The 25,847-nt window shown below is 69.2% G+C and carries 26 protein-coding genes; 11 read left to right on the top strand and 15 right to left on the bottom strand.

All coding sequences use genetic code 11. The features are described 5' to 3' along the window. The first annotated feature begins 34 nt into the window (after positions 1 to 34). Positions 35 to 1,471: a type I glutamate--ammonia ligase gene (gene glnA, locus AB0H54_RS22730; protein WP_357347621.1), complete on the top strand. Its 1,437-nt coding sequence runs from the start codon at positions 35 to 37 to the stop codon at positions 1,469 to 1,471. A 77-nt stretch (positions 1,472 to 1,548) separates the two neighbouring features. On the opposite strand, the gene AB0H54_RS22725 is transcribed toward glnA, so the two are convergent. Then, a complete protein-coding gene (locus AB0H54_RS22725) occupies positions 1,549 to 2,139 on the bottom strand; it encodes a TetR family transcriptional regulator (RefSeq protein ID WP_357347619.1) in 591 nt (196 codons plus the stop codon). 44 nt (positions 2,140 to 2,183) lie between these two features. Here AB0H54_RS22725 and AB0H54_RS22720 point away from each other — a divergent pair, with 44 nt between their 5' ends. Continuing rightward, on the top strand, positions 2,184 to 3,089 hold the full coding sequence (locus AB0H54_RS22720) for an SDR family NAD(P)-dependent oxidoreductase (RefSeq protein ID WP_357347617.1): 906 nt from the start codon (positions 2,184 to 2,186) through the stop codon (positions 3,087 to 3,089). A gap of 60 nt (positions 3,090 to 3,149) precedes the next feature. Here the strand turns inward: AB0H54_RS22720 and AB0H54_RS22715 are convergent, their stop codons facing one another. Together AB0H54_RS22715 and AB0H54_RS22710 are read right to left on the bottom strand one after the other, a co-directional pair. After that, complete coding sequence (locus AB0H54_RS22715) at positions 3,150 to 3,620, bottom strand: hypothetical protein (RefSeq protein ID WP_357347615.1); 471 nt, start codon at positions 3,618 to 3,620, stop codon at positions 3,150 to 3,152. A 109-nt stretch (positions 3,621 to 3,729) separates the two neighbouring features. Beyond that, entirely contained in the window at positions 3,730 to 4,356 is a 627-nt protein-coding gene (locus AB0H54_RS22710; RefSeq protein ID WP_357347613.1) for a TetR/AcrR family transcriptional regulator, read from the bottom strand. Positions 4,357 to 4,464: 108 nt separating this feature from the next. Between AB0H54_RS22710 and AB0H54_RS22705 the strand changes: the two genes are divergently transcribed. Then, positions 4,465 to 5,265 (top strand): thioesterase family protein, encoded by an 801-nt coding sequence (locus AB0H54_RS22705; protein ID WP_357347611.1) that lies wholly within the window; start codon positions 4,465 to 4,467, stop codon positions 5,263 to 5,265. A 60-nt stretch (positions 5,266 to 5,325) separates the two neighbouring features. Then, a complete protein-coding gene (locus AB0H54_RS22700) occupies positions 5,326 to 6,978 on the top strand; it encodes a CocE/NonD family hydrolase (RefSeq protein WP_357347609.1) in 1,653 nt (550 codons plus the stop codon). Between the two features lie 160 nt (positions 6,979 to 7,138). Here AB0H54_RS22700 and AB0H54_RS22695 read toward each other — a convergent pair whose 3' ends face one another. After that, a complete protein-coding gene (locus AB0H54_RS22695; protein WP_357348466.1) occupies positions 7,139 to 8,074 on the bottom strand; it encodes a nitronate monooxygenase in 936 nt (311 codons plus the stop codon). 171 nt (positions 8,075 to 8,245) lie between these two features. Between AB0H54_RS22695 and AB0H54_RS22690 the strand changes: the two genes are divergently transcribed. Then, complete coding sequence (locus AB0H54_RS22690; RefSeq protein WP_355279213.1) at positions 8,246 to 8,542, top strand: hypothetical protein; 297 nt, start codon at positions 8,246 to 8,248, stop codon at positions 8,540 to 8,542. Here AB0H54_RS22690 and AB0H54_RS22685 read toward each other — a convergent pair. Beyond that, positions 8,475 to 9,056 carry a helix-turn-helix domain-containing protein gene (locus tag AB0H54_RS22685; protein ID WP_357347607.1) on the bottom strand — a complete coding sequence of 194 codons (582 nt, stop codon included), beginning with the start codon at positions 9,054 to 9,056 and terminating at the stop codon, positions 8,475 to 8,477. The genes AB0H54_RS22690 and AB0H54_RS22685 overlap by 68 nt on opposite strands. A 100-nt stretch (positions 9,057 to 9,156) precedes the next feature. Between AB0H54_RS22685 and AB0H54_RS22680 the strand changes: the two genes are divergently transcribed. Together AB0H54_RS22680 and AB0H54_RS22675 are read left to right on the top strand one after the other, a co-directional pair. After that, positions 9,157 to 9,813 (top strand): methyltransferase domain-containing protein, encoded by a 657-nt coding sequence (locus tag AB0H54_RS22680; protein ID WP_357347605.1) that lies wholly within the window; start codon positions 9,157 to 9,159, stop codon positions 9,811 to 9,813. Between the two features lie 62 nt (positions 9,814 to 9,875). Further along, the gene (locus tag AB0H54_RS22675; protein ID WP_357347603.1) at positions 9,876 to 10,517 is read left to right on the top strand and encodes an HD domain-containing protein; all 642 of its coding nucleotides are present in this window, start codon (positions 9,876 to 9,878) and stop codon (positions 10,515 to 10,517) included. 860 nt (positions 10,518 to 11,377) lie between these two features. On the opposite strand, the gene AB0H54_RS22670 is transcribed toward AB0H54_RS22675, so the two are convergent. From AB0H54_RS22670 to AB0H54_RS22645, 6 genes are all read right to left on the bottom strand, one after another. Further along, positions 11,378 to 12,103, bottom strand: a complete 726-nt coding sequence (locus tag AB0H54_RS22670; protein WP_357347601.1) for a copper homeostasis protein CutC — start codon at positions 12,101 to 12,103, stop codon at positions 11,378 to 11,380. 1 nt (position 12,104) lies between these two features. Then, positions 12,105 to 12,884: a glucosamine-6-phosphate deaminase gene (nagB, locus tag AB0H54_RS22665; RefSeq protein WP_357347599.1), complete on the bottom strand. Its 780-nt coding sequence runs from the start codon at positions 12,882 to 12,884 to the stop codon at positions 12,105 to 12,107. Continuing rightward, positions 12,884 to 14,059, bottom strand: a complete 1,176-nt coding sequence (locus AB0H54_RS22660; RefSeq protein WP_357347597.1) for an amidohydrolase family protein — start codon at positions 14,057 to 14,059, stop codon at positions 12,884 to 12,886. The genes nagB and AB0H54_RS22660 overlap by 1 nt, the downstream gene beginning before the upstream one ends. Positions 14,060 to 14,423: 364 nt before the next feature. Then, a complete protein-coding gene (ptsP, locus tag AB0H54_RS22655) occupies positions 14,424 to 16,088 on the bottom strand; it encodes a phosphoenolpyruvate--protein phosphotransferase (RefSeq protein ID WP_357347595.1) in 1,665 nt (554 codons plus the stop codon). Continuing rightward, complete coding sequence (locus AB0H54_RS22650) at positions 16,088 to 16,348, bottom strand: HPr family phosphocarrier protein (protein WP_357347593.1); 261 nt, start codon at positions 16,346 to 16,348, stop codon at positions 16,088 to 16,090. The genes ptsP and AB0H54_RS22650 overlap by 1 nt, the downstream gene beginning before the upstream one ends. 4 nt (positions 16,349 to 16,352) lie before the next feature. Beyond that, entirely contained in the window at positions 16,353 to 17,699 is a 1,347-nt protein-coding gene (locus AB0H54_RS22645; protein ID WP_355279233.1) for a PTS transporter subunit EIIC, read from the bottom strand. Between the two features lie 227 nt (positions 17,700 to 17,926). Between AB0H54_RS22645 and AB0H54_RS22640 the strand changes: the two genes are divergently transcribed. Together AB0H54_RS22640 and AB0H54_RS22635 are read left to right on the top strand one after the other, a co-directional pair. Next, entirely contained in the window at positions 17,927 to 18,157 is a 231-nt protein-coding gene (locus tag AB0H54_RS22640; RefSeq protein WP_218721810.1) for a PTS glucose/sucrose transporter subunit IIB, read from the top strand. Beyond that, the gene (locus AB0H54_RS22635) at positions 18,154 to 18,609 is read left to right on the top strand and encodes a PTS glucose transporter subunit IIA (protein ID WP_357347591.1); all 456 of its coding nucleotides are present in this window, start codon (positions 18,154 to 18,156) and stop codon (positions 18,607 to 18,609) included. Before AB0H54_RS22640 ends, AB0H54_RS22635 begins: the two co-directional genes overlap by 4 nt. A 72-nt stretch (positions 18,610 to 18,681) precedes the next feature. On the opposite strand, the gene AB0H54_RS22630 is transcribed toward AB0H54_RS22635, so the two are convergent. Further along, on the bottom strand, positions 18,682 to 18,999 hold the full coding sequence (locus AB0H54_RS22630; RefSeq protein ID WP_357347589.1) for a hypothetical protein: 318 nt from the start codon (positions 18,997 to 18,999) through the stop codon (positions 18,682 to 18,684). Positions 19,000 to 19,165: 166 nt separating this feature from the next. On the opposite strand from AB0H54_RS22630, the gene AB0H54_RS22625 reads away from it, so the two are divergent. Continuing rightward, positions 19,166 to 20,221, top strand: a complete 1,056-nt coding sequence (locus AB0H54_RS22625) for a class I SAM-dependent methyltransferase (protein ID WP_357347587.1) — start codon at positions 19,166 to 19,168, stop codon at positions 20,219 to 20,221. Here the strand turns inward: AB0H54_RS22625 and AB0H54_RS22620 are convergent. Both AB0H54_RS22620 and AB0H54_RS22615 read right to left on the bottom strand, forming a co-directional pair. Then, a complete protein-coding gene (locus AB0H54_RS22620; RefSeq protein ID WP_357347585.1) occupies positions 20,203 to 23,520 on the bottom strand; it encodes an AAA domain-containing protein in 3,318 nt (1,105 codons plus the stop codon). The two genes, AB0H54_RS22625 and AB0H54_RS22620, sit on opposite strands and share 19 nt — an antisense overlap. A gap of 93 nt (positions 23,521 to 23,613) precedes the next feature. Next, positions 23,614 to 23,808 carry a hypothetical protein gene (locus tag AB0H54_RS22615; protein WP_355279243.1) on the bottom strand — a complete coding sequence of 65 codons (195 nt, stop codon included), beginning with the start codon at positions 23,806 to 23,808 and terminating at the stop codon, positions 23,614 to 23,616. 215 nt (positions 23,809 to 24,023) lie between these two features. On the opposite strand from AB0H54_RS22615, the gene AB0H54_RS22610 reads away from it, so the two are divergent. Further along, positions 24,024 to 24,593 carry a hypothetical protein gene (locus tag AB0H54_RS22610; RefSeq protein WP_357347583.1) on the top strand — a complete coding sequence of 190 codons (570 nt, stop codon included), beginning with the start codon at positions 24,024 to 24,026 and terminating at the stop codon, positions 24,591 to 24,593. Between the two features lie 100 nt (positions 24,594 to 24,693). Here the strand turns inward: AB0H54_RS22610 and AB0H54_RS22605 are convergent, their stop codons facing one another. After that, a complete protein-coding gene (locus AB0H54_RS22605; protein WP_357347581.1) occupies positions 24,694 to 25,275 on the bottom strand; it encodes an ElyC/SanA/YdcF family protein in 582 nt (193 codons plus the stop codon). Between the last annotated feature and the right edge of the window lie 572 nt (positions 25,276 to 25,847).

The following is a 25,847-nucleotide window of genomic DNA, read 5'->3' as shown; positions in this document are numbered from 1 at the left end:
CGACTGGCTGGGAACCGATCCGTAAGGAGAACAAGTGACGTTCAGCACGGCCGAAGAGGTCATCCAGTACATCAAGGAAGAGGACATCGAATACGTCGATATCCGCTTCTCCGACCTTCCCGGCGTCCAGCAGCACTTCTCGATCCCGGCCAAGGCGTTCACCGCCGACCTGGCCGAAGAGGGTCTGGCGTTCGACGGCTCCTCGGTGCGTGGCTTCCAGTCGATCGACGAGTCGGACATGCTCCTGCTCCCCGACTTCAGCACCGCGCGGATCGACCCCTTCCGTGCCGCGAAGACCCTGAACCTGAACTTCTTCGTGCACGACCCGTTCACCCGTGAGGCCTACTCCCGCGACCCGCGCAACATCGCGCGCAAGGCGGAGGAGTACCTGCGTTCGACCGGCATCGCCGACACCGCCTACTTCGGTGCCGAGGCCGAGTTCTACATCTTCGACGGCATCCGCTACGGCTCGGGCATGAACGGCTCGTTCTACGAGATCGAGTCGGTCTCGGGCTCGTGGAACACCGGCAACGAGTTCAACCCGGACGGCAGCCGCAACCTGGGCTACAAGGTCCGCAACAAGGGTGGCTACTTCCCCGTCGCCCCGTACGACCACTACGTCGACCTGCGCGACAAGATCTCGACCAACCTGCAGAACGCGGGCTTCGAGCTCGAGCGCGGCCACCACGAGGTCGGCACCGCCGGTCAGGCCGAGATCAACTACAAGTTCGGCACGCTGCTCTCCGCCGCGGACGACCTGCAGCTGTTCAAGTACATCGTGAAGAACACCGCGTGGCAGGAAGGCAAGTCTGTCACCTTCATGCCGAAGCCCCTCTTCGGTGACAACGGCTCGGGCATGCACGTGCACCAGTCGCTGTGGAAGGACGGCAAGCCGCTGTTCCACGACGAGGCCGGCTACGGTGGCCTCTCGGATCTGGCGCGTCACTACATCGGCGGCATCCTGCACCACGCCCCGTCGCTGCTGGCGTTCACCAACCCGACCGTCAACTCCTACCACCGTCTGGTGCCGGGCTACGAGGCCCCCATCAACCTGGTGTACTCGCAGCGCAACCGCTCGGCTGCCGTGCGTATCCCGGTGACGGGCAACAACCCGAAGGCCAAGCGCATCGAGTTCCGCGCGCCGGACTCCTCGGGCAACCCGTACCTGGCCTTCGCCGCCATGATGATGGCCGGCCTGGACGGCATCAAGAACAAGATCGAGCCGCTGGCTCCGGTCGACAAGGACCTCTACGAGCTGCCGCCCGAGGAGGCCAAGAACATCCCGCAGGCCCCCACCAGCCTGGCCACGGTCATCGACCGCCTCGAGCAGGATCACGACTACCTCACCGAGGGCAACGTCTTCACCGAGGACCTGATCGAGACCTGGATCCAGATCAAGCGCGACAGCGAAATCGCGCCGGTCAACCTGCGCCCGCACCCGTACGAGTTCGAGCTGTACTACGACGTGTAAGTCGTACCAGCCGATTCGTCGGTAGCAGTGCCTGAATCGCCCGTCCACGGACTCCGTGGGCGGGCGATTCGCGTTCGCTAGGTGCCGAGTGGCGGCAGCGTCTCGGACAGGGCCGCGCTGGCGGCGGCCACATGATCGGCGAGGTTGCCGCCCTGGCTGAGCCACACCCGATAGGCGGAGAAGAAACAGGCCATGCCGATCTTCGCCCAGAGCGACGGGCGGACATCGGTGCCGACCGCGACGCCGAGTTGCCGGGCCAGGTGGTGTTCGACGAGGTGCTCGACGGCGGCCTGTTTGGCGAGATCGCGGGCCAGCAGGGCCGGGGAGCTCGCGATCAGCTCGTCGCGGGTACGGGCCTTGACAAGATTTTCGCTGCCGAATCGGCCGACCAGGGGAGCGATGACCACGGCGAGCGTGGTCTCGGGGCGTTCGCCCGCGGGGCGTTCGGCGAGCAGCCGGGTCAGGTCGGCGCGCAGTTCCTCGTCCTCGGGGAAGACCAGCTCTTCCTTGCTGGTGAAGTAGCGATGCAGGGTCCTGGTACCGACTTCGGCGGCGGCCGCGATCTCGGCGACGGTGACGTCGTCGAATCCCCGTTCGGCGAAGAGCGTGAACGCCGTGTCGACGATGGATTGCCTGGTCCGTTCCCGTTTGAGATCCCGCAGCGACATCGGAACAGTGTCGCACGACAGTGTCATGTGGCAGACTGTGTCATATGACACCAGGTGACAGAACGATCGTGGTGACGGGTGGCACCAGCGGCCTCGGCTACGAATGTGCCCGCACGCTCGCGCTGGACCCGCGCAATCACGTCGTGATCACCGGCCGGGACGGCGCCCGCACGCGTGCGTCGGCAGCGGCCATCAACGCGCACGGTCGCCCGCTCGACTTGTCCTCGCGCGCATCGGTTCTCGCGTTCGCGACCGAACTCGTAGCGGCCGACCTGCCGCCCCTGCGCGGCCTCGTCTGCAACGCCGGCCTGCAATTCACCAGCCGCGTGCTCACCACCGACGGCATGGAAGCGACCTTCGCGATCAACCACCTCGGCCATGTCGGCCTCATTCGCGAACTGGTCGACCACTTGGTCGCCCCGGCGCGGATCGTCCTGGTGTCGTCGGGAACGCACGATCCCGATCAGTTCACCGGCATGCCACACCCGCTCCACGCGACCGCCCGCGAACTCGCCTACCCACCCGAGTCCGCCGAATCGCCCCAGCGTGATGCCCGGCGTCGATATTCGACATCGAAGCTGGCCAACCTGCAGACGGCCTACCACCTCGCCCGCGAACTCGGGCCGCGTGGCATCACCGTCAACGCCTACGACCCCGGCCTCATGCCCGGCACCGGATTGGCCAGAGACGCAAGCGCTGTCCAGCGCGCGGCCTGGCGAACCATCGCTCGAACGCTGCTCGTGCTCCCCGGTGTGCGAACCCCGCGCAGGTCCGGCGCCGATCTCGCATGGTTGGTCGCGGCACCCGAGCGCGCGGGCGACACCGGCGAATATGTGGTGGGGCGCAAGCCTGTTCGGTCGTCGAAGGTGTCCTACGACGAGGAGCTACAGGCGGCCCTGTATCGCGACAGCATCGAGCTGCTCGACGAATTGGACGCCAGGACGGCCTGACTCGCGCACGCTCAGCGCGCTGCGCCGTTCGGCGCCGGGCCGTGGAACCCCTGTCGGGAACTACGGTGCGGCGAGCTTCGAGTGGATGGCGGCGACGAAGGCGGTGGCGTCGGGGTGGGGGCCGGGGCCCAGGTTGAAGTGGCTGTGGTCGGCCCAGGACCCGAGCATGGTGGCGTCGGAGCGGTCCGGGGGTTGGAGGGCGGCGCGTTCGAGGGTGAAGATCCGCACGTTCTCGGACTCGTCGGGCAGGACGACGGCGACGAAATGCGCTTCCGCGGGGGCGGCCGGTGTCGGGAGCTGGACCAGCAGGAGCCGGAATCCGTCGCCGTCGAGGCGGCGGCCGCTGATGTCGTCGCAGGGCAGCCGGTCGTCGGGGGCGAGCTGCTCACCGACGGTGTCCCACAGGTACTTCAGCTGTTCGGTGTAGCCGAACGGCGGTTCGTCGGTGACCATGCGCGCGCCGAGCCGCTGCGCTAGATCGGGCAGGACCCGATGGGCGAATTGATAGTGATGGGTTCTCGGCTCAGCCACAGTGGGTCCCTCCCGTGACGAGCGAGAATCCCCCGCCCGTGCCCGAGAAACTACCCCTTCGCTCCGACACCTGACCCGCGGGTCCGTGCAGTGCCCGATCTGCGAGGTTTCAGGCCCGGACGAACAGGCGCAGCGACTCCTCGACCACGGCATCGCGGGTCCGCCCGTCCGGGTCGGCCTCGGGGCGGAGCCAGATCGAGGCGTGGTTGAGGATGCCGTGCAGGCAGTGCAGCGCGACCGACGGGTCGGGGCAATCGAATTCGCCGGACGCGATGCCCGCGTCGACGACCTCGCGGAAGATCCGGTCGTGCCGCCTGCGCATGGTCTTGATCGACTCGGTGTGCTCGGCGGGCCACGGCGCCGGGAACGAGAAGAGTTTCCCCACTTCGGGATACAGCGCCGTGAGGACCCGCAGCTGCTCGGCGACGAGCGCGCGCAGTCGATCGGCGGCGGATCGATCCGCCGCCGCGTCGAGCGCGGCGCCCAGGTGGGTCAGGACATCGGAGGTCAGCTTCTCCAGTGCGGCGGAGACCAGTGCGTCCTTGCTCGGAAAGTAGTGGTAGAGGGTCGCTTTCGCGATATCGGAGCGCTCGGCGACATCCTCGAACCGCATCCCCTGATAGCCGCTGCTCGACAGGATCTGCAACGCGGCATCGATCATCTCCGCCTTGCGGCGATCGCGGCGTCTGGCCGCGCGCCCGGCGGGCGCGACGCTCTCGTCCGCCATCGAAGTCATCGGCCGATCATATCGGGCGCCGTCGGCGGTCCCGTGGCGCTGTGAAGTCGACCACAGGGATGGTTAATCGACTGGAAAGATGAAAATTCGACCCGTAGGTTGAATTTTGTGACGGAGACGATCGCCCCCAGCTACTTCCAGCGCGTCGGCACGCACCGCTTCGTGCCCACCGCCAACGCGGGCGGCGCCTGGGCCCGCGACGAACAGCACTTCAGCCCCCTCGGCGGGCTGATCGTGCACGAGATCCTGCGCACGCGAGCGCGCGAACAACGCCCCACGCTGGCGCTGAGCCGGATCAGCTTCGACATCCTCGGCCGCATCGGCTTCGAGGAGTTCGACATCGAGGTCCGCACGGTCCGGCCCGGCCGCACCATCGAACTGGTCGAGGCCACGGTCGTCATCGCCGGTCGCGATGTCGTGAGCGCCCGCGCCTGGCTGCTGAGCGATCAGGACACCGACAGCGTCGCCGGTGGCGAACCCGATCGGCTGCCCGCCCCGGACACCCTGTCCTCGTGGGCGCTGAGCTCGGTCTGGCCCGGCGGCTACATCGCCACCATCGACACCCGCCCCGTCGGGCTCCCGCAGCCGGGACGCACCGCCGCATGGATCCATTCGCCTGTGGAACTGGTGTCCGGCGAATCGAGCGAGCCTCTGGCGTCGTTCATTGCGCTGGTCGACACCGCCAACGGCATCGCGGTCCGCCAGGAGCCGACCAAGTGGATGTTCCCCAACGTCGACCTGACGATCCACCTGTACCGGCAGCCCGAGGGCGAGTGGACCGGCCTCGACACCAGCGTCACCTTCGGCCACACCGGTCAGGGCCTGACCAGCACCGTGCTGCACGACGTCCGCGGACCGGTCGGCGTGGCCCAGCAGATCCTCACCGTCCGCCCGCAACCCCAGCCCTAGTCCGCGGCCCCCCGGATCTCGGGGCTGGACTCCCACGACGCGACCGGCGATAGTCCATCCGTGCGATGGGGTGCGATGGCGGCAAGGGTCGCCGCCGGTGTGGCGTTGGTGCTGGGGACTGCGGCGCCGGTGTCGGCCGATCCGGTGAATGTGGCGTTCCAGTGGACGCAGGAGTACCTGACCGCCCCCGACGGCACTCGCCTGCACGCCGACATCCTGCGGCCGCAGGGCCTGGCCGACGACGTGCGCACCCCGGTGCTGCTGACGGTCAGCCCGTACCGCGCGCACCTCGCCTACCTCACCCAGCCGCGCCTCGAGGGCGGCCCGTCGACCGACAATCTGCCGGTCGAGTGGGCGCTGAAGGCCGGATACACCTATGTGATCGTGGATCTGCGCGGCTACGGCGGCTCCAACGGCTGCCCGGATTTCGGTGGCCCGGGGGAGCAGTCCGACGTGGCCACCGCCGTCGAATGGGCGGCGAGCAGGCCGTGGTCTACGGGTCGTGTCGGCGTGGTCGGCACCTCCTACGAGGGCTGGACCGGCATGCTCGCGCTGGCCGCGAAGCCCAAGGGCCTGGCCGCCGTCGCCGCGTTCGAACCCGTCGTCGACCCGTACACCTACCTGTACATGCAGGGCATCTCGTGGAAGTTCGGCGGAAAACCGCTGACCGAGGACGGACTCCGCCCCGCCGACCTCGCCGGCCCCGAACACCTCGCCATCGCCCACACCCCCGGCCGCTGGGACGACTCACCCGAATACCAGGCCAACGCCGTCGCTCTGACCAAGGAATGCACGGACAACTACCTCGCCCTCACCACCGACCACAACGCCGCCAACACGGGCTGGCGCGACCGCGACCTCGTCGACGACCTGCGCGGCAACACCACCCCGCTGTTCCTCGGCCAGAGCTTCCTCGACTCCAACACCCGCGCCGACCGCGTCCTGGACGCCTGGCAGGCGATGGGCCCCGGCGAGCACCGGGCCTGGTTCGGCCAGTGGGGACACTCCGACTGCCGCAGCCGCTGCGGTACACCGCATTTCACCGATGAACTGGCGGCGTTCCTGGATCGGCACGTCGCCGGTGCCGCTGTCGACGTGCCGGGCCCGCCGGTCACCGTCGGCCAGTTCGACGGTGGCTGGCGCGGCGAGACCGTCTGGCCGCCGGTCGATTCCGAGCGCGTGACCGTCGACCTGCGCACCGGTACCTTCACCGATCGCGGCCTGCTGCCCGGCCCCGACCGTGAGATCTGGTCGATCTCGGCGCCGGTCACCGATGCACTGCACCTGGCGGGCCGGGCGACAGCGACCGTGCACCTGTCCGGACCACCGGAAGCCACCGTCGCACTGGAGCTCTACGACATCGCGCCCGACGGCCGCGCCACCGTGCTGACCCGCGGCATCGCCCCGGTCCGCCCGGAAGCCGCGATCCGCCTGCTCTGGCAGGACGCCCGCCTGGCCGCCGGCCATCGCCTCGGCATCCGGATCACCGATGTGGTCGACGACGTCTGGTCACACGCCCCGGCCAATGCGGCGGTCACGGTGACCTCGGCCCGCCTGGAACTCCCGCTGCTCACCACTGCCCGCGAGACGAATCTGCCCGGCGGCGTACCGATCTGGCATGCCCGCTGGCGCACCGAGGAAACGATCCAGCTCGACCAGGGCATGCTGACCGATCCCGTCCGCGCCGTCGACCTGCGCAATCCTGTCCGCTGAGCCGCTGAGCCGCTGAGCCGCTGAGCCGCTGAGCCGCTGAGCCGCTGAGGCACTGGGCCGCTGAGGGCCTAAGCCGCTTGGCCGTTGGGCTGTGGGCTCTAGAATCGCCTCGTGTCGGACCGGTGAGTCGCCGGACCGGTGAGCCGTAAGACCCGGCCCCTCAGCGCCGCAACAATATGGCCGCGTCCCGGCACAGCCGGTCGACGATCGCGGCAGCGGGCTCGATGTGGGTGATCAGCCCGACGCCCTGTCCCGCGTCGACGGGCGCGATGGTCGCGTCGTCGGCGGCGATCGCTGTGCGCAGCAGATCCGCGTCGGGCCGCGCTTCGTCGGGTTCCGGGCGCGACCACGGATCGGTGAAGTCGTTGCGCAGGACGCGCGCGGGATAGATCGGCGGCCATGGCAGGTCGAGGGTCTCGTCGAAAGCGGTGGTCACCACCGTGTGTGTCGAATCGGCCGCGAGCATCGCCCGGCGCGCGTTCTCGGGCAGCAGGGATTCCTCGGCCGCGGCCAGCGACGTCCCCAGCCAGGCTCCGGCCGCGCCCGCCGCCAGCACCGCGGCCAGCGTGCGCCCGGAACCGATCCCGCCCGCCGCCAGCACCGGCACGGTCGCGGTATCCAGGACCGCGTCCAGCAGTGGCAGCAGGGCGAGCCGGTCGGCCCCGTGACCGCCGCCTTCGCACCCGCGCGCGACCAGCACGTCGATCCCGGCCTCCTGCGCGCGATGCGCCCCCGGCACGTCGTAGACCTGCATGATCGCGAGAATTCCCGCGTCCTGCACGATCGGCACCCACGAGAAATCGGAACCGAAGCTGATCGACAGCGCCCGCGGCCCGGCGGCGATCGCGGCGTCGAGGAGTCCGGTCTCGCGCTGTCGCACCCAGTCGACCAGTCCGATCCCGAACACCGCGTCCCCGGCGAGCGCGAGCTCGCGCTCCAGCGCGGCCACGGATCCGGCACTGCCCATCCCGATCATGCCGAGCCCGCCCGCCGCGGTCACCGCCGCCGCGAGCCGCCCGCCCGCCGCCCCGCCCATCGGCGCGTTCACCACCGGCACGCGCAGGCCGAGCGAACGCGACCACGGTGTCGCCAGGATGTCGAGCTCCGGTGCGGTGGTCATGGGCGCAACACCTCTCGTCGTGGCTGGGCCCACCCATCATGCCAAGCCCACCCACGGTCTCGGGCGATCTGCTCGCGAACGGCGGGGCAGCGCACCGCCCGGCGCGTATGTTCGACAGCAGTGCCGCGACGACCGACGGGGATTCGGATGACGATCAGGGAACGGCTCGAGCAGGCGGTCACCACGCCGCCGACCATCTTCGGCGACCCGGTGCCCGCCGCCGACGGCGCGACCGTGATCACCGTCGCGCGCGGTGGCGGATTCGGCAGGCCCGCGCGGCCGGTCGGCGTGTTCGTCATCCACGACGGCCGCGCGCACTGGACACCCGCCGTCGACACCAACCGGATCGCTCAGCTCGGCGAATGGGTCGGCCTGCTCACGGGCGTGATCGCGGCGCTGGCGCTGCTGCGCCGGCCACCGTGGCCCGACCTGCGTCGCCGCTGAGCCCGTACAGCGCGAGCGTTTCGAAGCGCTGCCACGCGGTCGCGGGCGGCACCGGGTCGCCCGGGTCGATCACGGCGCCGAGGAAGCCGAGCAGTCCCCAGGACAGGAACGCGATGGTGTCGCCGGGCAGCTCCGCGGTGAGTTCGCCGATCAGATCGGCCACGCACTGCCGATAGGCGTGCAGCACGGTCGTGGTCGCCTTCGGCCCGATCAGCGGCTTGTAGACCTCCGGATATTGCGCGGCGAGCGCGAACATCACCCGCAGCGGCGCGAGCGGGGAGCCGGCCACGGTGGTGCGGGTGATCTCGCGGCGCAGGTACTCGGTGCAGCTCACCAGCAGCAGATCGTCCTTGTCGCGATAGTGCGCGTAGAAGGTGGAGCGGCCGACATCGGCGCGCTCGATGACATCGCTGACCGTCACCCGGTCGTAGCCGCGCTCGATCATCAGCTCGATCAGCGCGCGGTGCAGGTTGTCCCTGGTCCGGCGGACCCGTCGATCGGTGTGCTCGGCCATCGTTCCTCCACGGGACGGTTTCGCCGGATGTGTCCGGAAACGGACAGATCCGGCGGTTCTGGTCCTGGTCGCCGCCGTGGCCGCGCCCGACCATGGACCTATGTCAAGGAATCAGCTTCTCACCCCCATGTTCGTCGAGGACAGCGACACCGGCATCGTCATCGCGGGCCTGCGCCGCTACAACCTGTTCACCACGGTGTTCTTCCTCGGCAGGCAGCGTCGGCTGCTCGCCGAGTTCGTCGCGGCCGCCGGGATCGCACCGGAACAGCGCACGCTCGATATCGGCTGCGGGCCGGGCAAACTCGTGCGCGCCTCGGGCGACGCGACCGGACCTTCCGGCGCGGCGGTCGGGGTCGACCCGTCCGCGATCGCCGTCGACGACAATCGCCGCCGTGATCGCGCGGCGCACCACCGCTACGAGCAGGCACCCGCCCAGGAACTGCCCTTCGGCGACGGCGAATTCGACGTCGTCACCTGCACTTTCGTCATGCACCACATCCCCGCCAAGCACCGCACGGCCGCCATCGCCGAGATGTGGCGGGTCCTGCGCCCCGGCGGCCGGTTGCTGCTGGCCGACGCGTCGCTCACGCCGCGAGCGCGCCGGGTGTTGTCCCCGTTCTTCGGCGGCGGCAACCCCTTCGCCGACGCCGATATCCGCCACTACACCGATCAGCTGCGCGCGACCGGTTTCACCGAGCTCGACTTCACCCAGAGCAAGTACCAGACCGGCATCCTCACCGCCCGGAAGCCGCGCTGATTGTCGGTGGCCTCGGCTAGGGTCGATCTCGTCACGATCCGAGTCGAGCACGGGGGTGCGGTATGGAGTTCGATCAGCGGGAATCCGAGGCGCGGGCGTTCGCCCTCGAGTCCCATGGCGACCAACGCTACGGCGACCATCCTTATGTGAAGCACCTGGCGGCGGTCCGGGCCGTGCTCGACGACTTCGGCTACGACGGCGCGGTCGGCACCGCCGCCTGGCTGCACGACGTCATCGAGGACACTCCGGTCACCGCCGAGGACGTCGAATCCCGTTTCGGCCGTGAGGTTCTCGACCTGGTCTGGGCCGTCACCGGCGTCGGCCCGAATCGCAAGGCCCGCAATCTCGACGCCTACACCAAGATCGCCGCCCACCCACCCGCCGTCATCCTCAAGCTCGCCGACCGCACCGCCAACGCCGAGGCCAGCCCGCCCGACAGCAGCTGGATGGGCATGTACCGCACCGAACACCCCACCTTCAAAGCCCACCTGGGTGCCCTACTCGCGGGTGACCTGACAGTGGCCCGCATGTGGGAACGCCTCGAACGCCGACTCGACCTGTCGGTCGCCGCACCCACCGATCAGTGGGCGGAGATCGATCGACTGGTCGCGGCGGGGGAGCACGCCCAAGCCCTGGCGGCGGTCCAGGCGGCATTCGACTGCAATCCCGGCGAAGCGGAACTCATTCTCGCCGAACGCTCTTGAACGTCGGTACAGGCCGTCGACCACGATGCGGTGGTGGGCGGCGGCACTGGTCGCATTGACTCGGGCCACGAACGTAGCCCGACTATCGAGCGCGTTCGAACGAAGTGACCGGTGTCCGCGGATCGTCGAGAAGCCGGTCAACCGGTAGTTTCCCTCGCGCCCGGAGGCGAGGGCTCTGAGTACATCGTCCAGCGCTCGTCGAACCCGCCAGTCCCGGGCGATGCAGGTCCGCGCGCGGGCCGGACAACCAGGACGCACCGCTGCAGGGTTCGGCCTCGCGTCCCGTCTCCAGACCGCGAGACCGTCGCAATCGCGGGTGGGAGGCGGCTGATCCCCGCCGTCAACAACACGGCCGTGCGATTTCGGTGAGTTCGCCGGTGCCAGCCAATTCCGTCACCGAAGCGTGAGCGACGGAGGCCGCTGGTGACTGGACCGGCAGGCAACCGCGGCGCGCTCGGCCAGGGCGAGGCCCAGCTGCGGGGGTGGCCAACGAGATCATCGACGCCGGAACGGACTACGGGTTCCCGCTCGCCCGGCCGGCCGCACGCCACGCCTGCTCACCAGATCGGGCATGGCGTGTCGCGAATCCGGTACCGGATTCCCCTCCCCGTCGTCACTTCACCTACCTGCTGTCGGTCGGCGGTGCGGCCGTTACCGCAGCCGAGCGCCGCTCGGTTCTTTGTTGGCGCGTCCGCCATTGTGGTGGCGGTGTGGGCTAGGTCGCGGTGGTGCTTTGTAGGGGCGGCTTCGGGTGGTTCAGCTGCCAACCTCCGCAGCGCAGCTCGCGTTTACCGGATCGGCGAGCTACATCCAGTGCTGCGGCCGGTCATCGTCTCATGGGGGCCGATCCAGGCCGCTGATCAGCCAGCCGCCGTGGTGCGCAGCCGTGCCGCGACCGCTGCGGCGAGTTCGTCGTCCAGTCGCTCGTGTCCGGCCGTGCCGCCACCCGGCCCACCGTCATCGGCGACGACGCGGCGGGCGGAGAGGTGGATCGCGTCGACTCCGATGTGGGCTAGCGCTGGGATATCGGCCGCGGTGACACCGCCACCGGCCATGATCTGGAGCCGGCCCGCTGCCTGGTGGACCATGGCGGCCAGCTCGTCGAGGCCGTCCGAGCAGCGAGCCGCGCCGCCGGAAGTGAGGACTCTGGTCATGCCCTGGTCGATCAACGTCTCGATCGCCGCCGCTCGGTCAGCGATCTGATCGATGGCCCGGTGAAAGGTGAGTTCGATGTCGTCTACCGGAACCCCGTCGAGTACCCGCTCCAGCACGCCGACATCGACCCGATGGTCCGGGGTGAGTGCGCCGACGACGAGTCCGGCAGCCCCGGCCGATGCCGCCGCTTTCGCATCGGCGTTCATCACCGCGATCTCGTCGTCCTCGGCGTACACGAAACCGCCCGCGCGACAACGGATCAGCGCGTGCACCGGCATCCCGGTCGACACCACCGCCTCGATCATCCCGATACTCGGAGTCAGCCCACCCGTACTGCCCAGCGCCGCGCACAGTTCCACCCGATCCGCGCCGACCCGGCGGGCGCCGATCGCGCCCGCCACATCCTGCACCGCGAACTCGAGCGCGGTCATCTCAGAACGACTGCCAGGCGGGCTTGTTCGCCAGCGCGTACTTGTAGTAGTCGGCCAGTTTCAGCTTGCTCGCGGCGGCTTCGTCGATCACCACGGTGACGTGCCGGTGCCACTGCATGACCGAGGCCGGGCAGAACGCCGAGAGCGGGCCTTCCGCCGCGGCGGCGATGGCGTCGGCCTTGCCAGCGCCGAGCGCGATCATCACCAGATGACCGGCCTCGCCGATGGTGCCGAGCCCCTGGGTGAGCACGTGGTGCGGCACGTCCTGCGGCCCGTCGAAGAAGCGGGCGTTGTCTTGGCGGGTCTGCTCGGTCAGCGTCTTGACCCTGGTACGCGAGGTGAGCGCCGAGCCGGGCTCGTTGAAGCCGATGTGCCCGTCGGTGCCGATGCCGAGCAACTGCACGTCGACCCCGCCGGCCGCGGCGATGGCGGCGTCGTAGCGCCTGCCCTCGCCCGCGATGTCACCCGCTTCACCGTTCGGGCTCAGCACCCGCGCCGGATCGAGATTCACGTGGTCGACGAACTCGGAGCGGATCACCGAGAAGTACGACTGCGGATGCTCTTTCGGCAGCCCGACGTACTCGTCGAGCAGGAACGCGCTCGCCGTCGAGAAGTCGATCGCGCCGTCGCGATACCGCCGCGCCAGCTCCTGGTAGCTGCCCAGCGGCGACGACCCGGTGGCCAGACCGAGGATCGCGTTGCCGCGCTCCACATAGCCGCCGACGATATCGGCGACCGTGGTGGCCACCTCGTGCTCGTCCGCCCGGATCACGATTTCCATCAGATTCCTTCCGTTCCGGCGAGGAACACCCGCCGCGGCTGCAATGACTGGTCGGTGACGAGAAGGTCGGCCCGCATTCCGACGGCGAGAACGCCGCGGTCGTCGAGACCGAGAACCCGTGCGGGCGTGCGGGTGGCGGCGGTGACAGCGTTGACCAACGGGACTCCCGCATTCCGCACGGTCCAGCGCAGCACCTCGAGCAATCGCGCGGTCCCACCCGCGATCGCCCCCTGCGTTCCGTCCTCGGTGGCGAGCCGGGCGACCCCATCGCGCACGCGCACATCGAGCGCGCCCAGTTGATAGTCACCGTCACCGAGACCGGCCGCCGCCATCGCATCGGACACCAGCGCGATCTGCTCGGGCCCCACCGTGTCGAACACCATCGCCACGGTCTCGGGCGCCAAATGCACACCGTCGGCGATCAATTCGAGCACCATGTCCCCTCGACCGGCGGCGGCCAGGCAGGCGCCGACCGGCCCGGGGGAGCGGTGGTGCAAGGCGGGCATGCCGTTGAACAGGTGCGTTGCGGTGATCGGCCCACCGGCCGCGTCCGCGATCCGCGCCGCCGTGGTGGCGGCATCGGCATCGGTGTGCCCGAGACTCGGCAGCACGTCGTTGCGGCGCATAGCGACGAGGAGTTCCTCGAAGTGCGCGGTCTCCGGCGCCAGCGTCATGGATCGGACGGTGCCGCGCGATGCCGCGTAGATCCGCTCGAACAGCTCGGGATCACCGGGAATGATCGCCGCGGGATCCTGCGCGCCGCAACGGCATGCGTTGATGAACGGCCCTTCCAAATGGACCCCGAGCAGCACGCCGTCATCCACCAGATCGGCGAGCAGCTCCGCCTGCTGAATCAACACCTCCGGCTGTGCGGACACGAGACTCCCGAGCAACCCGGTCGTGCCCTGACCACGATGATTCGCCGCCGCGACCCGCGCACCCGCCCCATCGGCATTGGGAAATCCGAACCCACCACCACCGTGGCAGTGCACGTCGATCAGCCCCGGCAACACCAGCTCGTCACTCGCCGACGGAAGCTGCGCGGCCGCAGGATAACCCGCTGCCGCACCCACCCAGGAGATGCGCCCATCCGTGAATTCGACCACCCCATCGGCGATCTCACCGGTGGGCGTTCCCACGAGCCGCCCACGCACGACACCCCGGGCCGTCACCACGCCGCCCCTGGCCTGAGGTGGGTTGCTCGCGTTGGCTGATGCCCGACATCGGCCGTCCACGCCGACTTCTGCGCGGCGCTCGATTCCTGCGACTCCTGCCGGACGACTTCCCGCAATGCCACCTTCTGCCGGTTCGGCCGCGTCGCCGAAGTACCGCGCGCCGTGTCCCGCGCGACTTCGCTGCGATCGACAGGTCGCCCATCGGTGACGCAGGCGAAATCAGTTGGTCGGCAGGAGGCGGGGGAGTGGTTGTGCCCGGTATCGCGCACCGGGCGAACCCTCGTGCTACGCACGAACAACGCCCGGCCACACCCACTGTGCGACGGCCCGACCACCCGCCGGACCGCCAACACACTCCTCCGATTCATGCCCGCCCGACGATCGCCGCGACCGCCTCACGCGCCACCTGCGGATTCCTGGCCGCACAAGCCGCATCGGCAGCGTCCCGGCACGTCTCGATATCCACCGCCGACAACGCCGCCCGCACCCCGGGCAACGCGGGCACCGACATCGACAGACTCGTCACCCCGAGCCCGACCAGCACCGGCGCCAACGTCGGATCCGACGCCGCCTCACCACACACCCCGACCGGTTTCCCAGCCGCCGTCCCCGCCGCACCGACCATCGCGATCAGATCGAGCACCGCGGGCTGCCACGGATCGAGCAGATGCGCGAGCCCACCCGCCATCCGATCGACCGCGCACGTGTACTGACTGAGGTCATTGGTCCCGATGCTGACGAAATCGAGATGCGCCAGCAGATCGGCCGCCCGCAACGCCGCCGCCGGGATCTCGATCATCGCGCCGACCTTGCGCAGCCCCGATTCCCGTGCGAGCGCGGCGAATCCGGCGGCCTCGTCAGCGGTGGCGACCATCGGCGCCATCACCCACAGATCCGCCCCGGTGGCCTCGCCCGCCCTGGCCAGCGCCGTGAGCTGGGTGGCCAGAGTGTCCGGGAACACCGTCCCGATCCGCAGCCCGCGCACACCCAACGCCGGGTTCTCCTCGGTCCCGAGATCGAGGAACGGCAGCGGCTTGTCCGAACCGGCGTCGAGCGTGCGGACCACGACCTTGCGCCCGGCGAACTGTTCGAGAACCGTGGTGTACGAAGCGATCTGCTCGTCCAGGCTGGGCGCGGTCGCCTTGCCGAGATACATGAACTCGGTGCGGAACAGTCCGACGCCTTCGCTGTCGACCGGTCCCGCCTTCTCGGCATCGTCGACGGTGCCGATGTTCACCAGGATCTGCACCGGCGTCCCGTCGGCGGTGTGCCCCGGTCCGCTCGCCGCCGCCAGCCGTGCGGCGTCGGCGGCGGCCTGCTCGATCGCGGCCTGCTGACGCAGCGGACTCGGATCGATCACGACATCACCGGTGCTGCCGTCCAATAGGACCGGTGCGTCCTCGACCAGCCGATCGGTGTCGGGACAGTTCACCACCGCGGGCAGCCCCAGCGATTTCGCGAGAATCGCGGTGTGACTGGTCGGCCCGCCCTCGGTGGTCAGCAGCCCGACCACATCGCTGTCACCGAGCATCGCGGTATCGGCGGGCGCGAGATCGCGGGCGACCAGGACGAAGGGATACCCGGGCTCGGGAATGCCCGGCATCGGTTCGCCGAGCAGCACCGCGACGGTGCGCCCGCCGATATCGCGCAGGTCGGTCGCGCGCTCGGCCATGTACCCGCCGAGCGCCTCGAGCTTGGCGCAGAATCCCTCGAACGCCAGGTGCACCGCGTGCGCGGTCGGCATCCCGTCGGCGAGCTGCTTCTCGGTGGCGGCGACGATGCCCGGGTCGCGGGCCATCGTCGCCGACATCGACAGGATCTCCGCCGCGACGCCGCTCACCCGACCGGCCCTGGCCTGCATTTCGTCGGCCACCCCGCCGAGCGCCGCCTTGACCCGGACCATCTCGTCCTCGACGGAGCCGCCGACCGGGTCCTGCGCGGAGGTCGCCAGCTGCGAACCGAACCGCAACCACGGCGCGACGACCACACCGGGACTCACGCCGAGGCCGCGGATCACCTGTTCGCCCATCAGGCGGCGTCCAGATCCGAGGCCACCAGCGCGGCCAGGCTGTCCAGCACGGCGTCGTCGTCGGCGTACAGGGTCACCTCGGTGCCGTGTTCCGCGCCCAGGGTCATCACCGCGAGGACGCTGGCCGCGTCGACCGGTTCGCCGTCTCCGATGGAGATCCGGACCGGCACGCCGGTGGCCTGCACGGCCTGGGTGAATTTCGCCGCGGGCCGGGCATGCAGCCCCACCTGGGATCCGACGACGACTGTGCGGGTGGTCATGTCCTCACTCACCTTCCAATTTCTTGTCCAGCTTCGATTCGACTTCGGCGACCAGCGGCGCGTCGGTCCGAGTATCGCCGGTCGCCTCGAGCGCCGCCTCGGCTTCGACCGCGGCGACATCGGGCACGCCGGCCTCGACATCGGTCTCCTCCTCGCGACCGGGCGTGCGCAGGTTCCACTTCTTGATCACGAAACTGAAGAGCACGTAGTAGATCACCGCGTAGCCGAGGCCGATCGGGATCAGCAGCCACGCGTCGGTGGCCTTGCCGAAGTTCAGCAGATAGTCGATCGCGCCCGCCGAGAACGTGAATCCGTCGTGGATGCCCAGCGCGTTCACCAGCGCCATCGAGGTGCCGGTCAGGATCGCGTGCACCACGTACAGCGGCCACGCCACGAACATGAACGAGAACTCCAGCGGCTCGGTGATGCCGGTGACGAACGCGGTCAGACCGGTGGAGAGCATGATGCCGCCGACCAGCTTCTTCTGCGAGGGCCGCGCGTTGTGCCAGATCGCCAGCGCCGCGGCGGGCAGCGCGAACATCATGATCGGGAAGAAGCCGGTCATGAAGGTGCCCGCGGTCGGGTCGCCGGCGAAGAACCGGTTGAGGTCGCCGCGCACGAGCTGGCCGGAGGCGTCGGTGTAGTCGCCGACGAGGAACCACACGGTCGAGTTCAGGATGTGGTGCAGGCCGGTCGGGATGAGCAGGCGGTTGGCCGCGCCGTAGATACCGCCGCCGACGACGGTGTTGTCGGCGACCGTCTCACCCACCCAGGTGAGCGCGGAGTTGAAGGCCGGATAGATGAACGCCATGCCGACGCCGACCACCAGGCCGGTGATCGCGGTCAGGATCGGCACCAGCCGCCGACCGTTGAAGAAGCCGAGGAAGTCCGGCAGTTTCGTGCGGTAGAACCGCTGCCACAGGATCGCCGACAGCAGGCCCATCACGATGCCGCCGAGCACGCCGTAGTTGATCAGCGCCTGCGCGCCCTTCGGATCGGTCTTTCCTTCCAGCACGATCGGTGACATCGCCTTGAACACGCCGTCGATCACCATGTAGCCGACCACCGCGGCCAGCGCCGTCGACCCGTCGGCCTTCTTCGCCCAGCCGATCGCGATACCGACGGCGAAGATCAGCGGCAACCACGTGAATACCGCTTGACCGGCCGCCGAGATGACCGCCGCCGTGCTCTCCAGCGCGGAGAACCGGCCGAGCAGATCGTCCTGTCCGAGACGCAACAGGATGCCCGCCGCGGGGAGCACCGCGATCGGCAGCATGAGGCTGCGACCCAGGCGCTGCAACCCCGCGAACACCTTCGATTCTTGCTTGGGACTGTCGGTAACGGCAGACATGTCGACCTTCTTCGTGCCGGGTTTCCGGCGGTCTCGGCGAGCCGAACGGACTTGCGAGTCTGTCCGGGTTAACTGTTGTGAACCGGTGACCCTGACGGGTACTGTCCGGTCATAACCAGTTGTAAGTTTGACCAGGTGGCTGCCGGATGTCAACCGCGAAATATGACGTGGCGCACATTCGAGGCTCCCATACTGGAACCGGCAACCACCGCGGAAAGGGAGAACACATGTCCAAAGCGGAAGCGATCGTCAAGGGTCTGGGTGGCGCGGACAACATCGTCGAGATCGAGGCCTGCATCACCCGGTTGCGCACCGAGGTGAAGGACGGCAGCAAGGTCGACGAGGCCGCCCTCAAGGCCGCCGGCGCGCACGGCGTCCTCAAGGCGGGCTCGGTCGTCCAGGTCGTCGTCGGCCCCGAAGCCGACACCCTCGCCGAGGACATCGAGGACATCCTGTGAGCGTGCCCGTCCTCGCTCCGCTGGCAGGCAAGGTCATCCCCCTCGCCGACGTCCCCGACCCGGTCTTCGCCGGTCAGATCGTCGGCTCGGGCGTTGCCATCGACCCCGACCGCACCCGCGGCACCCTCACGGTCACCGCCCCCCTCGCGGGCAAGATCCTCAAACTCCATCCGCACGCCTTCGTCATCCTGGGCAGCGGCGTCGGCGTCCTGGTCCACCTGGGCATCGACACGGTGAAACTCAAAGGCGAAGGTTTCGGCCTCCTGGCCGCCGAAGGCGACGACGTCGAGGCGGGCGCCCCGATCGTCACCTTCGACCCCACCGAGATCGCCGCCACCGGCAACTCCCCGATCTGCCCGATCGTCGTCATGGACTCCCCGAAGGACTCGATCGTCAGTGCCGCCATCGGCACCGAGATCGCCCCCGGCGCCCTGCTGTTCGATTCGCCGTAGACCGAGCCCGCTGATGCGCGGCGCCTGCGGGGCAGCAGCTATCGGCCAGCGGCACGACGTCCGCGCCGCGCGTCAGCTGGTCTCACAGCCGATCCCGTTGTTGTCACTGTCGAGCCCGTACTCGTCCGGCCCGATCACCCGGACTCGTCCCGTGTACGCCGGACCGTTCCCGTTGCCGCCTTCGCAGTCGACATCGCTGGCGATCGGCACACACGGGTCATACGACGGATGGCAGTCGCTACCAGGTGGTGACGGCGCGGGCGGACAGAACTGGCTCGACCCGCTGTTGCACAGGAAATCGGTGACCGGGTCGGCACCGGCTTCCACCGGCAGCGCGAGGACGATCGTGATCGCGGCGCAAGCGGTCGATCCGAGGATGGCTGTTCTCATGACTACTCCGATCATTCGACACACGCACCGGCCAGTGTCCCGCAAACACACCGCAACCGGCTGGTCGGAGACCGAATCGTTGACTCCGGAATGAACCGCGTGGCGCGCGACCACGTACTTCGCTACAGCGGGCCGACCGGTCCGCGATCGAGCCAGGAGGATCGACGTGACCGCAGCGGAGCAGACCAGTGAGCAGTTCGCCGACCGGCTGTTCGGCGCGGCACTCGGCGCCGTCGACATCCTCGCCGTACACCTCGGCGACCGGCTCGGCTGGTACCGCGCGCTGGCCGAGCACGGCCCCGCCGACGCCGTCGAACTGACCGCGCGCGCCGGCGGCGACCTGCGCTACGCCAGGGAATGGCTGGAGCAGCAGGCCGCGACCGGTGTGCTGACCGTCGACGACGGCCGCTTCACCCTCCCCGCCGGTCCCGCGGAAGTCCTCACCGACCCCACCAGCCTGAACTACCTCGCGCCCCTGGCCAGGATGCTGGCCGGCGCCGCGGTCCAGCTGCCCGGCCTGGTCCGCGCCTATCGCGACGGCGGCGGCGTCGGCTGGTCCGAATACGGCGTGGACATGCGCGAATCACAGTCCGACATGAACCGCCCCTGGTTCGAGCACCGTCTCGCCGTCGACCTGGCCGGCGTGCCCGACATACACGCGAAACTCGCGGGCCAGGACGCCCGCGCCGCCGATGTCGGTTCCGGCGGCGGCTGGTCGTCCATCGCGCTGGCCCGCGCCTACCCGGAACTGCGGGTCGACGGCTACGACATCGACGAACCCTCGGTCGCGATGGCCCGCGACAATGCCGCCGACCTCGGCGACCGCGTCCGCTTCCACCACGGCGACGCCGCCACCGACCTGCCCGAAGCCACCTTCGACGCGGTGTTCGCCTTCGAATGCCTGCACGACATGCCCCACCCCGTCGAGATCCTCACCGCCATGCGCAAGGCACTGCGCCCCGGCGGCGTCGTGATCGTCATGGACGAAGCCGTCGACGCCGAATTCACCGCACCCGCAAGCGATGTCGACCGCCTGATGTACGGCTTCAGCCTGCTGATCTGCCTGCCCGACGGCATGGCCCACCCCGGCTCGGCGGGCACCGGCACCGTCATGCGCACCGCCAAACTGGCGGAGTACGCCGTGGACGCGGGCTTCACCGCCGTCGATGTCCTCCCCATCGAGGACTTCGGTTTCTGGCGCTTCTACCGGCTGACCGTCTGACGCACCGGTTCGTCCTGCACCGTCCACTGCGCGGCCAGCTCCTCGAAATACCGCTGGCTGCTCCACAACCGGTAGTTGCCGATCACATACACCCGCCGCCGCGCCCGCGACACCGCGGCATTGAGCACATTCGGATTCGTCGCCGCCCACCGCCGCGAGCCACCCGCAGCGGGCGAGGTCCCGAGGATCAGCACCACGACCTCGGCCGAATTCCCGTGCATCGCATGAACAGTCCCCACCTGATGCGCCGCGAACTCCGCCCCGAGCACCTCCCGCGCGATCTCCCGCGCCCCGCGCGCGACATCCCGGAACGGACTGACCACCCGAATGTCCCCGGGCGACACACCGTCCTCGGTCAGCTGCGCCAGCAATTCGGCCAGCGCCTCACCCTCGCCGGGAATCCAATTCCCTTCCGCCCGCGCCGATCGCACATCGATCCACCGATCCTGACCGGGGAACTCCGCCCGCTCCGGCGTACCGAAGATCAGCAGATCGTCGTCGTAGGCGATCCGATGCGTCAGCTCGAAAATCGGCAGGTCACTGCGCCGATGCACCCGCAACGGCGCACCGACCCACACCGGTTCGGCGGCATCGGCCGGTGTCAGCCACGTCCCGTGCCGCACTCCGCGATCGGCCGCCCGCCGCGCCGACGCCAGATCCGGCATCCACTCCGCGTCGAGCCCGAACTGCCGCACCAGCGCCTCCTGCGCCGAGGTCGGCAATGTCTCCATCGGCCCCAGTTGACGATGATCACCCACGATCACCGCCCGCCGCGCCCGCCACAGCCCACCGGCCACCGACTGCGGCGCGGCCTGCCCGGCGTCGTCGACGAACAACCAGCCCAGCGCCTCCCGCCCGAGCCCCTCGAACAACCGCGGCGCGGCCGTGAACGTCGTGACCACCAGCGGCACCGCCAGGAACAGCGTCTGCCACGCCGCGGCCACGGTTTCCGGCTTCGGCTCCTCGGCCAGCTCACCCCGGATCAGCGCGATCGCCACGATCAGGTTGTCGCGCACCCGCGGCGCCGCGTCGAGCAGGAACGCCCGGTGCAGCCGCAATGCCGACAGGAACAGCTCCCGCCGCGCGGTCGAATACTGCTCGTCGGCCCACGGATTGCACAGCTGGAACCGCTCGTCGTCCCCGGAGGCGTCACCGAACGGGATGGTGTCGGCCCAGTTCTCCCGCGCCCGCTCGATGATCTCCAGCGCCGCCTCGCGCCGCGCGGTCAGGTCCTGATGCGCCCGGATGAGCGCCCGCCCGTGCTCGGCCGCCTCCGCCCACTGCCCCCGGGTGTACTCGACTTCGGTCTGGCGCCGTCGCATCTCCGACTCGGCGATATGCCGCTCGCGCAGCAATTCGTTGCTCCGGGTACTCCAGCGTCGGCCCGCGCTGAAACCGGTCGACGCCGACGCCGTGAACCCCGGCTTCTGCCCGCCGTGCTCCCCGAGCAGCTTGCCGACCCGGTGCTGGGTGGCCTGTGCCGCCCGCAGGTGCTCGGTCGCCAGCTGATGCCGTTCCCGCCAGTGCGCGTGCGCGGTATCGGCATTGGCGATGTCCGCCGCGATCGACCGCAGCTGCTCGTGCGTGTCGGGCAGTTCGGCCACCGCGTCGGCGACGTCCTGCCGCTCCTGCGCGAGCCTGCGCACCTCGGCGCGCCGACTCGCGAAATCCTGCACCGCCGTCGACCAGTCCGGGATCGAATCCGGGTCGGCCTCGGCCTGTTTGAGAATGTCGAGCATGCCGCCCGCGGTCGACCCGGAGAAGTGCTCGGTGGCGAACCGGTCGCCGAACCAGAAACGCTCACCGAAGGTCCGTCGCTCGTCACCGAGCGCCGCGGCGACCAAACCCCACGCCGGCTCGGCACCGACGAGATCGGCCAGTTCGGTGAAGTGGTCGAACTCGCGGTCGATGGCGTCGCGTCGCTGGATCTCGGAGACCACGTCGGCGGCGGCTTCCTCGCTGCCCGTCGTCAGCACCACCTCGAACCCGGTGACATTCGACGCCAGCCGATGCGCGCCCACCGTGTAGTTCTTCGCGACCTGCACCTGCTCGGTCACCCCGGTGAACACGTCCAGGGGATTGTCGAACGAGGCCAGCTGCGCGGCCCGCTCCACCACGATCCCCGCCAGCAGATCGCGCAGCATCGTCGTCGTGCCGGTCCCCGGCGCGCCGTGCACCGCGAAGATCCCCGCGCCGTCCCGCAATCCGGCCAGCGCGCTGTCGACCGCGAACTGCTGACCCGACACCAGCGGGTCACCCGGCCAGCGTCCGTCCGGAACCAGATGGGGGAGCAGCCCTTCGACCACCACGTCCTGGCGCTCCCGCACATCGATGCGCTCGTGCACCGGCAGCGTCTCGGTGGCGGCGAGGTAGTCCTGCAACGCCGCGCCGACATCGCCGCGCTCGATCGCCGCCACCAGCGTGGCGAGGTCCGCACGCAGACCACTGTTCAGCCGATCCTCGCCGGCGACCGTGTCGCGCGCCGCGACCTGCACACACGCGACGCGCACTCCACCCGCGCGCAATTCCGACCGAATCCCCAGCGCCCCACACAGTTCGCCGGTGAACGTCTGGAGATCGCGGCCGCTGAGGTGCGGCGCTTCGGCGGGCTCCTCCGGGTCCTGGGGTAGGAGCCGCTCGGCGAAGGCCAGCGCGGACATCCCGGCGAGCCCGGGGGAGATGACCCCGTCCGCGCCCGCCGCGATCAGCGAAGCGCCGACACCCCGACCCGCCACGTCCAGCGCCCGCCACCGGGGCGAGTGCTGAATCTCTTCGGGATCGGCGGCCGCGGCTTCGCGCGTCAACGTATCGAAGGCCGCCGTGAACGCGGCCGAATCATGATCGAACCCCTCGGCCCACCCACTGTCCGCCGGCCCGGGCGACCGCAACCGATTCACCGCCCACGCCAACCCCGACAGGCTCGCCGAACCACCGACGACCACCCCGTCCTCGGTCAGCGTCACCGCGAAAGCGGCCGTGGTCCCGGCACGCCGGGCATCGGCTTCGAGCCGGTCCTCCCCGAACGCCCGAACCAGTGCCTCCCGCGCACGCCCGATCCCGAACAGCCCGCCGTACACGACGAACTGCCACACCCGTCCCGCCCGCAGCGGCGGAAGCGCGGTCAGGTCTTCCCACGGCGCGAGATCGTCGGCCGCCGGCTCGACCACGAGTCCGTCCTCGGGCAGCGCCCCGACCTCCGGAACGCGCTGCGGACCGAACAACTCCACGGTCTGCCAGAAACGTACGAGCCGCGCGGCGTGCTCGGATCCGCCCACGATGCACCCCATTCCGTCGGCCATCATGACAACCCCGATCACGGTACGCGATCGCGATTCCCCGAGCACGGCACCCCGATGGTCCCGCCGCGCGTGGCGAGACCATCGGCGCAGGTCCTACAGCCGCGGCAGGCACCCCGCGGCCCGCAGCCGCGCCGCCAGCGACGAGTTCACCAGCGCACTCGACCCACTCCCGCCACCCAGCGCGACGAGCACATCCCCACCCAGCCCGGCACCCACCGAACACCCCAGCACCGACACATCGATATAGATGTTCTCCTTCTGCTCCGGCTCCGCGGCAGCCGAACCCACCCCCACGACTGTGGCGGCCACAACAGCCAGACCGACCGCTACCGCCTTGACGATTCGCACAATATCCTCCTGAAAAGCGCTGATCAGCGCGATGATCGGAATCGGTCCGCACACCTCCCGGACCGACCGACAGGGTTGACCGATCTTTCGCCGAGGAAACGTCGCCCCCCGAAATTCCATTGCCACCCCTTCCTCACCTACCGCACGCTGACCAGATGAACGACCTCGACAGCACCGCCGACCGCTTCGCAGTGGGCGAGCTCTACCCCGAGGATCTGCCGATGGCCGCTGCCGAAGCCCTGGCCCAGGGCCACGACACTCCCGCGCTGGTGGAACTCGCCTGCCTGCACCGGACCGAGACCGGCGACGCGCCTGCCGTGTTCCGGGCCGCGCTGGCAGAGCTGGGGCTCGTCGCGGACACCGAGGCGGCATGGTCCGCACGCGATGTTGATGTACGGATGCGTCGGGCCGAGAAGGCCGCGAAAGCCCTCCTCGCGGGCGAGGGAATCTTCGTCGAGCACCTGACCCGGATAGCGTCCGACCTCGACTACCTCTCGGTCACGCCCGAAGTCGGGAGTCCTGAGCTGGCCGATCTGGCTACCGATTTCGATGGATTCCGCTGGCATCTCGACGACGACACCATCGACCAGGACCTGCTTCTCGACGACATTCACGCGAGGTGCCGGACTCTGTCGGCAGGCCAGCCTTGGGTCCGGCCGGTCGCTGCCACACCCACGCCGACCAAGCCGAGGTGGTGGCGGGTGTGGCTCCGGGGGCGTCGTTGAAGCCTCCGCCACGATGCCCGCTTGGGTAGGTAGGAGTCTGCCGCCCTTCCGAACACCTCGGCTGCTACTCCAGGGACCTATCGGGTCCGACCGAGAACCCTCAGCGCAGCACCATCTCCGCGACAGCCTTGGGCGCGGCCAACCACTCCCTGACGTTGTTGCGCACCTCGGTACTCCGCCGGCAATCGCAGTACGCGACCACCCCATCGGCCTCGATCCCCGCCGCCCGACACAACGCCACCGCCCGCGGCAGATGCTGATACTGACTGACGATGATCGCCCGCTCGACCCCGAACATCGACCGCGCCCGCTCACACGTCTCCCGCGTCGACAGTCCCTCCCCATCGGCCTTCACGATCGCCGGATCGATCCCGCGCTCGAGCAGATACCGCGTCATCGAGGCGATCTCGTCCCCCGACGCTCCACCGGCGTCACCCGACAACAGGATCTCCCCAGCTTTCCCCGCTGCCACCAACTCGATAGCCACATCGAGCCGACCCTGGAGATAGGCCATCGGCGTCCCGTCCGCCGCGACCTTCGCCCCGGGCACGATCACCACGGGAACGATCGGCGCTCCCGCCACATCGCTGCGATGCCCCGACGACAGCGCCCAGGTAGCCATATTCGCCGCAGCCGTCACCACCACCACACCACTGGCGACGACGACACCGACGCCCACCACCCGCCGAACCCACCGTCGCCTCGCGTCCCGCCCCGCCATCGCAGACCCTCCCGTGCCCTCGGCTTGTCCGCGCCACGGTACCGGCCGTCGACGTACCGGCGCGGCAATCGGATTCGACAGCGACACAGCGGCCGCACACCGGCGTGTTTCGCCCGATCCGCCTATGTCGCGCCGGTGAGAACACGTGAAACAACCCCTGACTAGGGAATTTGACATTGCAATTGTCGACACGTAACTTTATTCAAGTCAGAGCGACACGGACACCGACCCGGTACCGAGTACCAGGGAAACGAGGTTGGACGATGAGCGCCGACAACAACAAGTAAGACAGCTCACTTAGCCCGGATTTGCGTCCGGGCACTTGCGTGGGCTAAGTTTGAACCCTGCCTCGCTGAAGCCCCTACGAAATGTTGCGGGTGGATTCTTGTGCGTGTGTTCTTTGAGAACTCAATAGTGTGTCGATGAATGTCAGTGCCAATATTATTATTGGTTCCGGCCTCTCATACCCCCCGGTTGACGAGGTCGGACATTTTGAATGTCAGCAAACTTTTGCTGGTGTTCGGCATTGCTAG

The sequence above is a fragment of the Nocardia sp. NPDC050718 genome, from assembly GCF_040654235.1.
In the GTDB taxonomy this organism is placed as follows: Bacteria; Actinomycetota; Actinomycetes; order Mycobacteriales; family Mycobacteriaceae; genus Nocardia.
Note: the sequence above shows the minus strand (reverse complement) of the source record. Positions and strands in the feature narration are given on the sequence as shown.

Bases quoted from the DNA above. Each gene is read 5' to 3' on its own strand.
- AB0H54_RS22725 (WP_357347619.1), bottom strand. From the start codon at position 2,139: ATGTCGCTGCGGGATCTCAAACGGGAACGGACCAGGCAATCCATCGTC.
- AB0H54_RS22720 (WP_357347617.1), top strand. From the start codon at position 2,184: ATGACACCAGGTGACAGAACGATCGTGGTGACGGGTGGCACCAGCGGC.
- AB0H54_RS22710 (WP_357347613.1), bottom strand. From the start codon at position 4,356: ATGACTTCGATGGCGGACGAGAGCGTCGCGCCCGCCGGGCGCGCGGCC.
- AB0H54_RS22690 (WP_355279213.1), top strand. From the start codon at position 8,246: ATGACGATCAGGGAACGGCTCGAGCAGGCGGTCACCACGCCGCCGACC.
- AB0H54_RS22685 (WP_357347607.1), bottom strand. From the start codon at position 9,056: ATGGCCGAGCACACCGATCGACGGGTCCGCCGGACCAGGGACAACCTG.
- AB0H54_RS22680 (WP_357347605.1), top strand. From the start codon at position 9,157: ATGTCAAGGAATCAGCTTCTCACCCCCATGTTCGTCGAGGACAGCGAC.
- AB0H54_RS22675 (WP_357347603.1), top strand. From the start codon at position 9,876: ATGGAGTTCGATCAGCGGGAATCCGAGGCGCGGGCGTTCGCCCTCGAG.
- AB0H54_RS22670 (WP_357347601.1), bottom strand. From the start codon at position 12,103: ATGACCGCGCTCGAGTTCGCGGTGCAGGATGTGGCGGGCGCGATCGGC.
- nagB (WP_357347599.1), bottom strand. From the start codon at position 12,884: ATGGAAATCGTGATCCGGGCGGACGAGCACGAGGTGGCCACCACGGTC.
- ptsP (WP_357347595.1), bottom strand. From the start codon at position 16,088: ATGGGCGAACAGGTGATCCGCGGCCTCGGCGTGAGTCCCGGTGTGGTC.
- AB0H54_RS22650 (WP_357347593.1), bottom strand. From the start codon at position 16,348: ATGACCACCCGCACAGTCGTCGTCGGATCCCAGGTGGGGCTGCATGCC.
- AB0H54_RS22645 (WP_355279233.1), bottom strand. From the start codon at position 17,699: ATGTCTGCCGTTACCGACAGTCCCAAGCAAGAATCGAAGGTGTTCGCG.
- AB0H54_RS22640 (WP_218721810.1), top strand. From the start codon at position 17,927: ATGTCCAAAGCGGAAGCGATCGTCAAGGGTCTGGGTGGCGCGGACAAC.
- AB0H54_RS22630 (WP_357347589.1), bottom strand. From the start codon at position 18,999: ATGAGAACAGCCATCCTCGGATCGACCGCTTGCGCCGCGATCACGATC.
- AB0H54_RS22620 (WP_357347585.1), bottom strand. From the start codon at position 23,520: ATGGCCGACGGAATGGGGTGCATCGTGGGCGGATCCGAGCACGCCGCG.
- AB0H54_RS22610 (WP_357347583.1), top strand. From the start codon at position 24,024: ATGAACGACCTCGACAGCACCGCCGACCGCTTCGCAGTGGGCGAGCTC.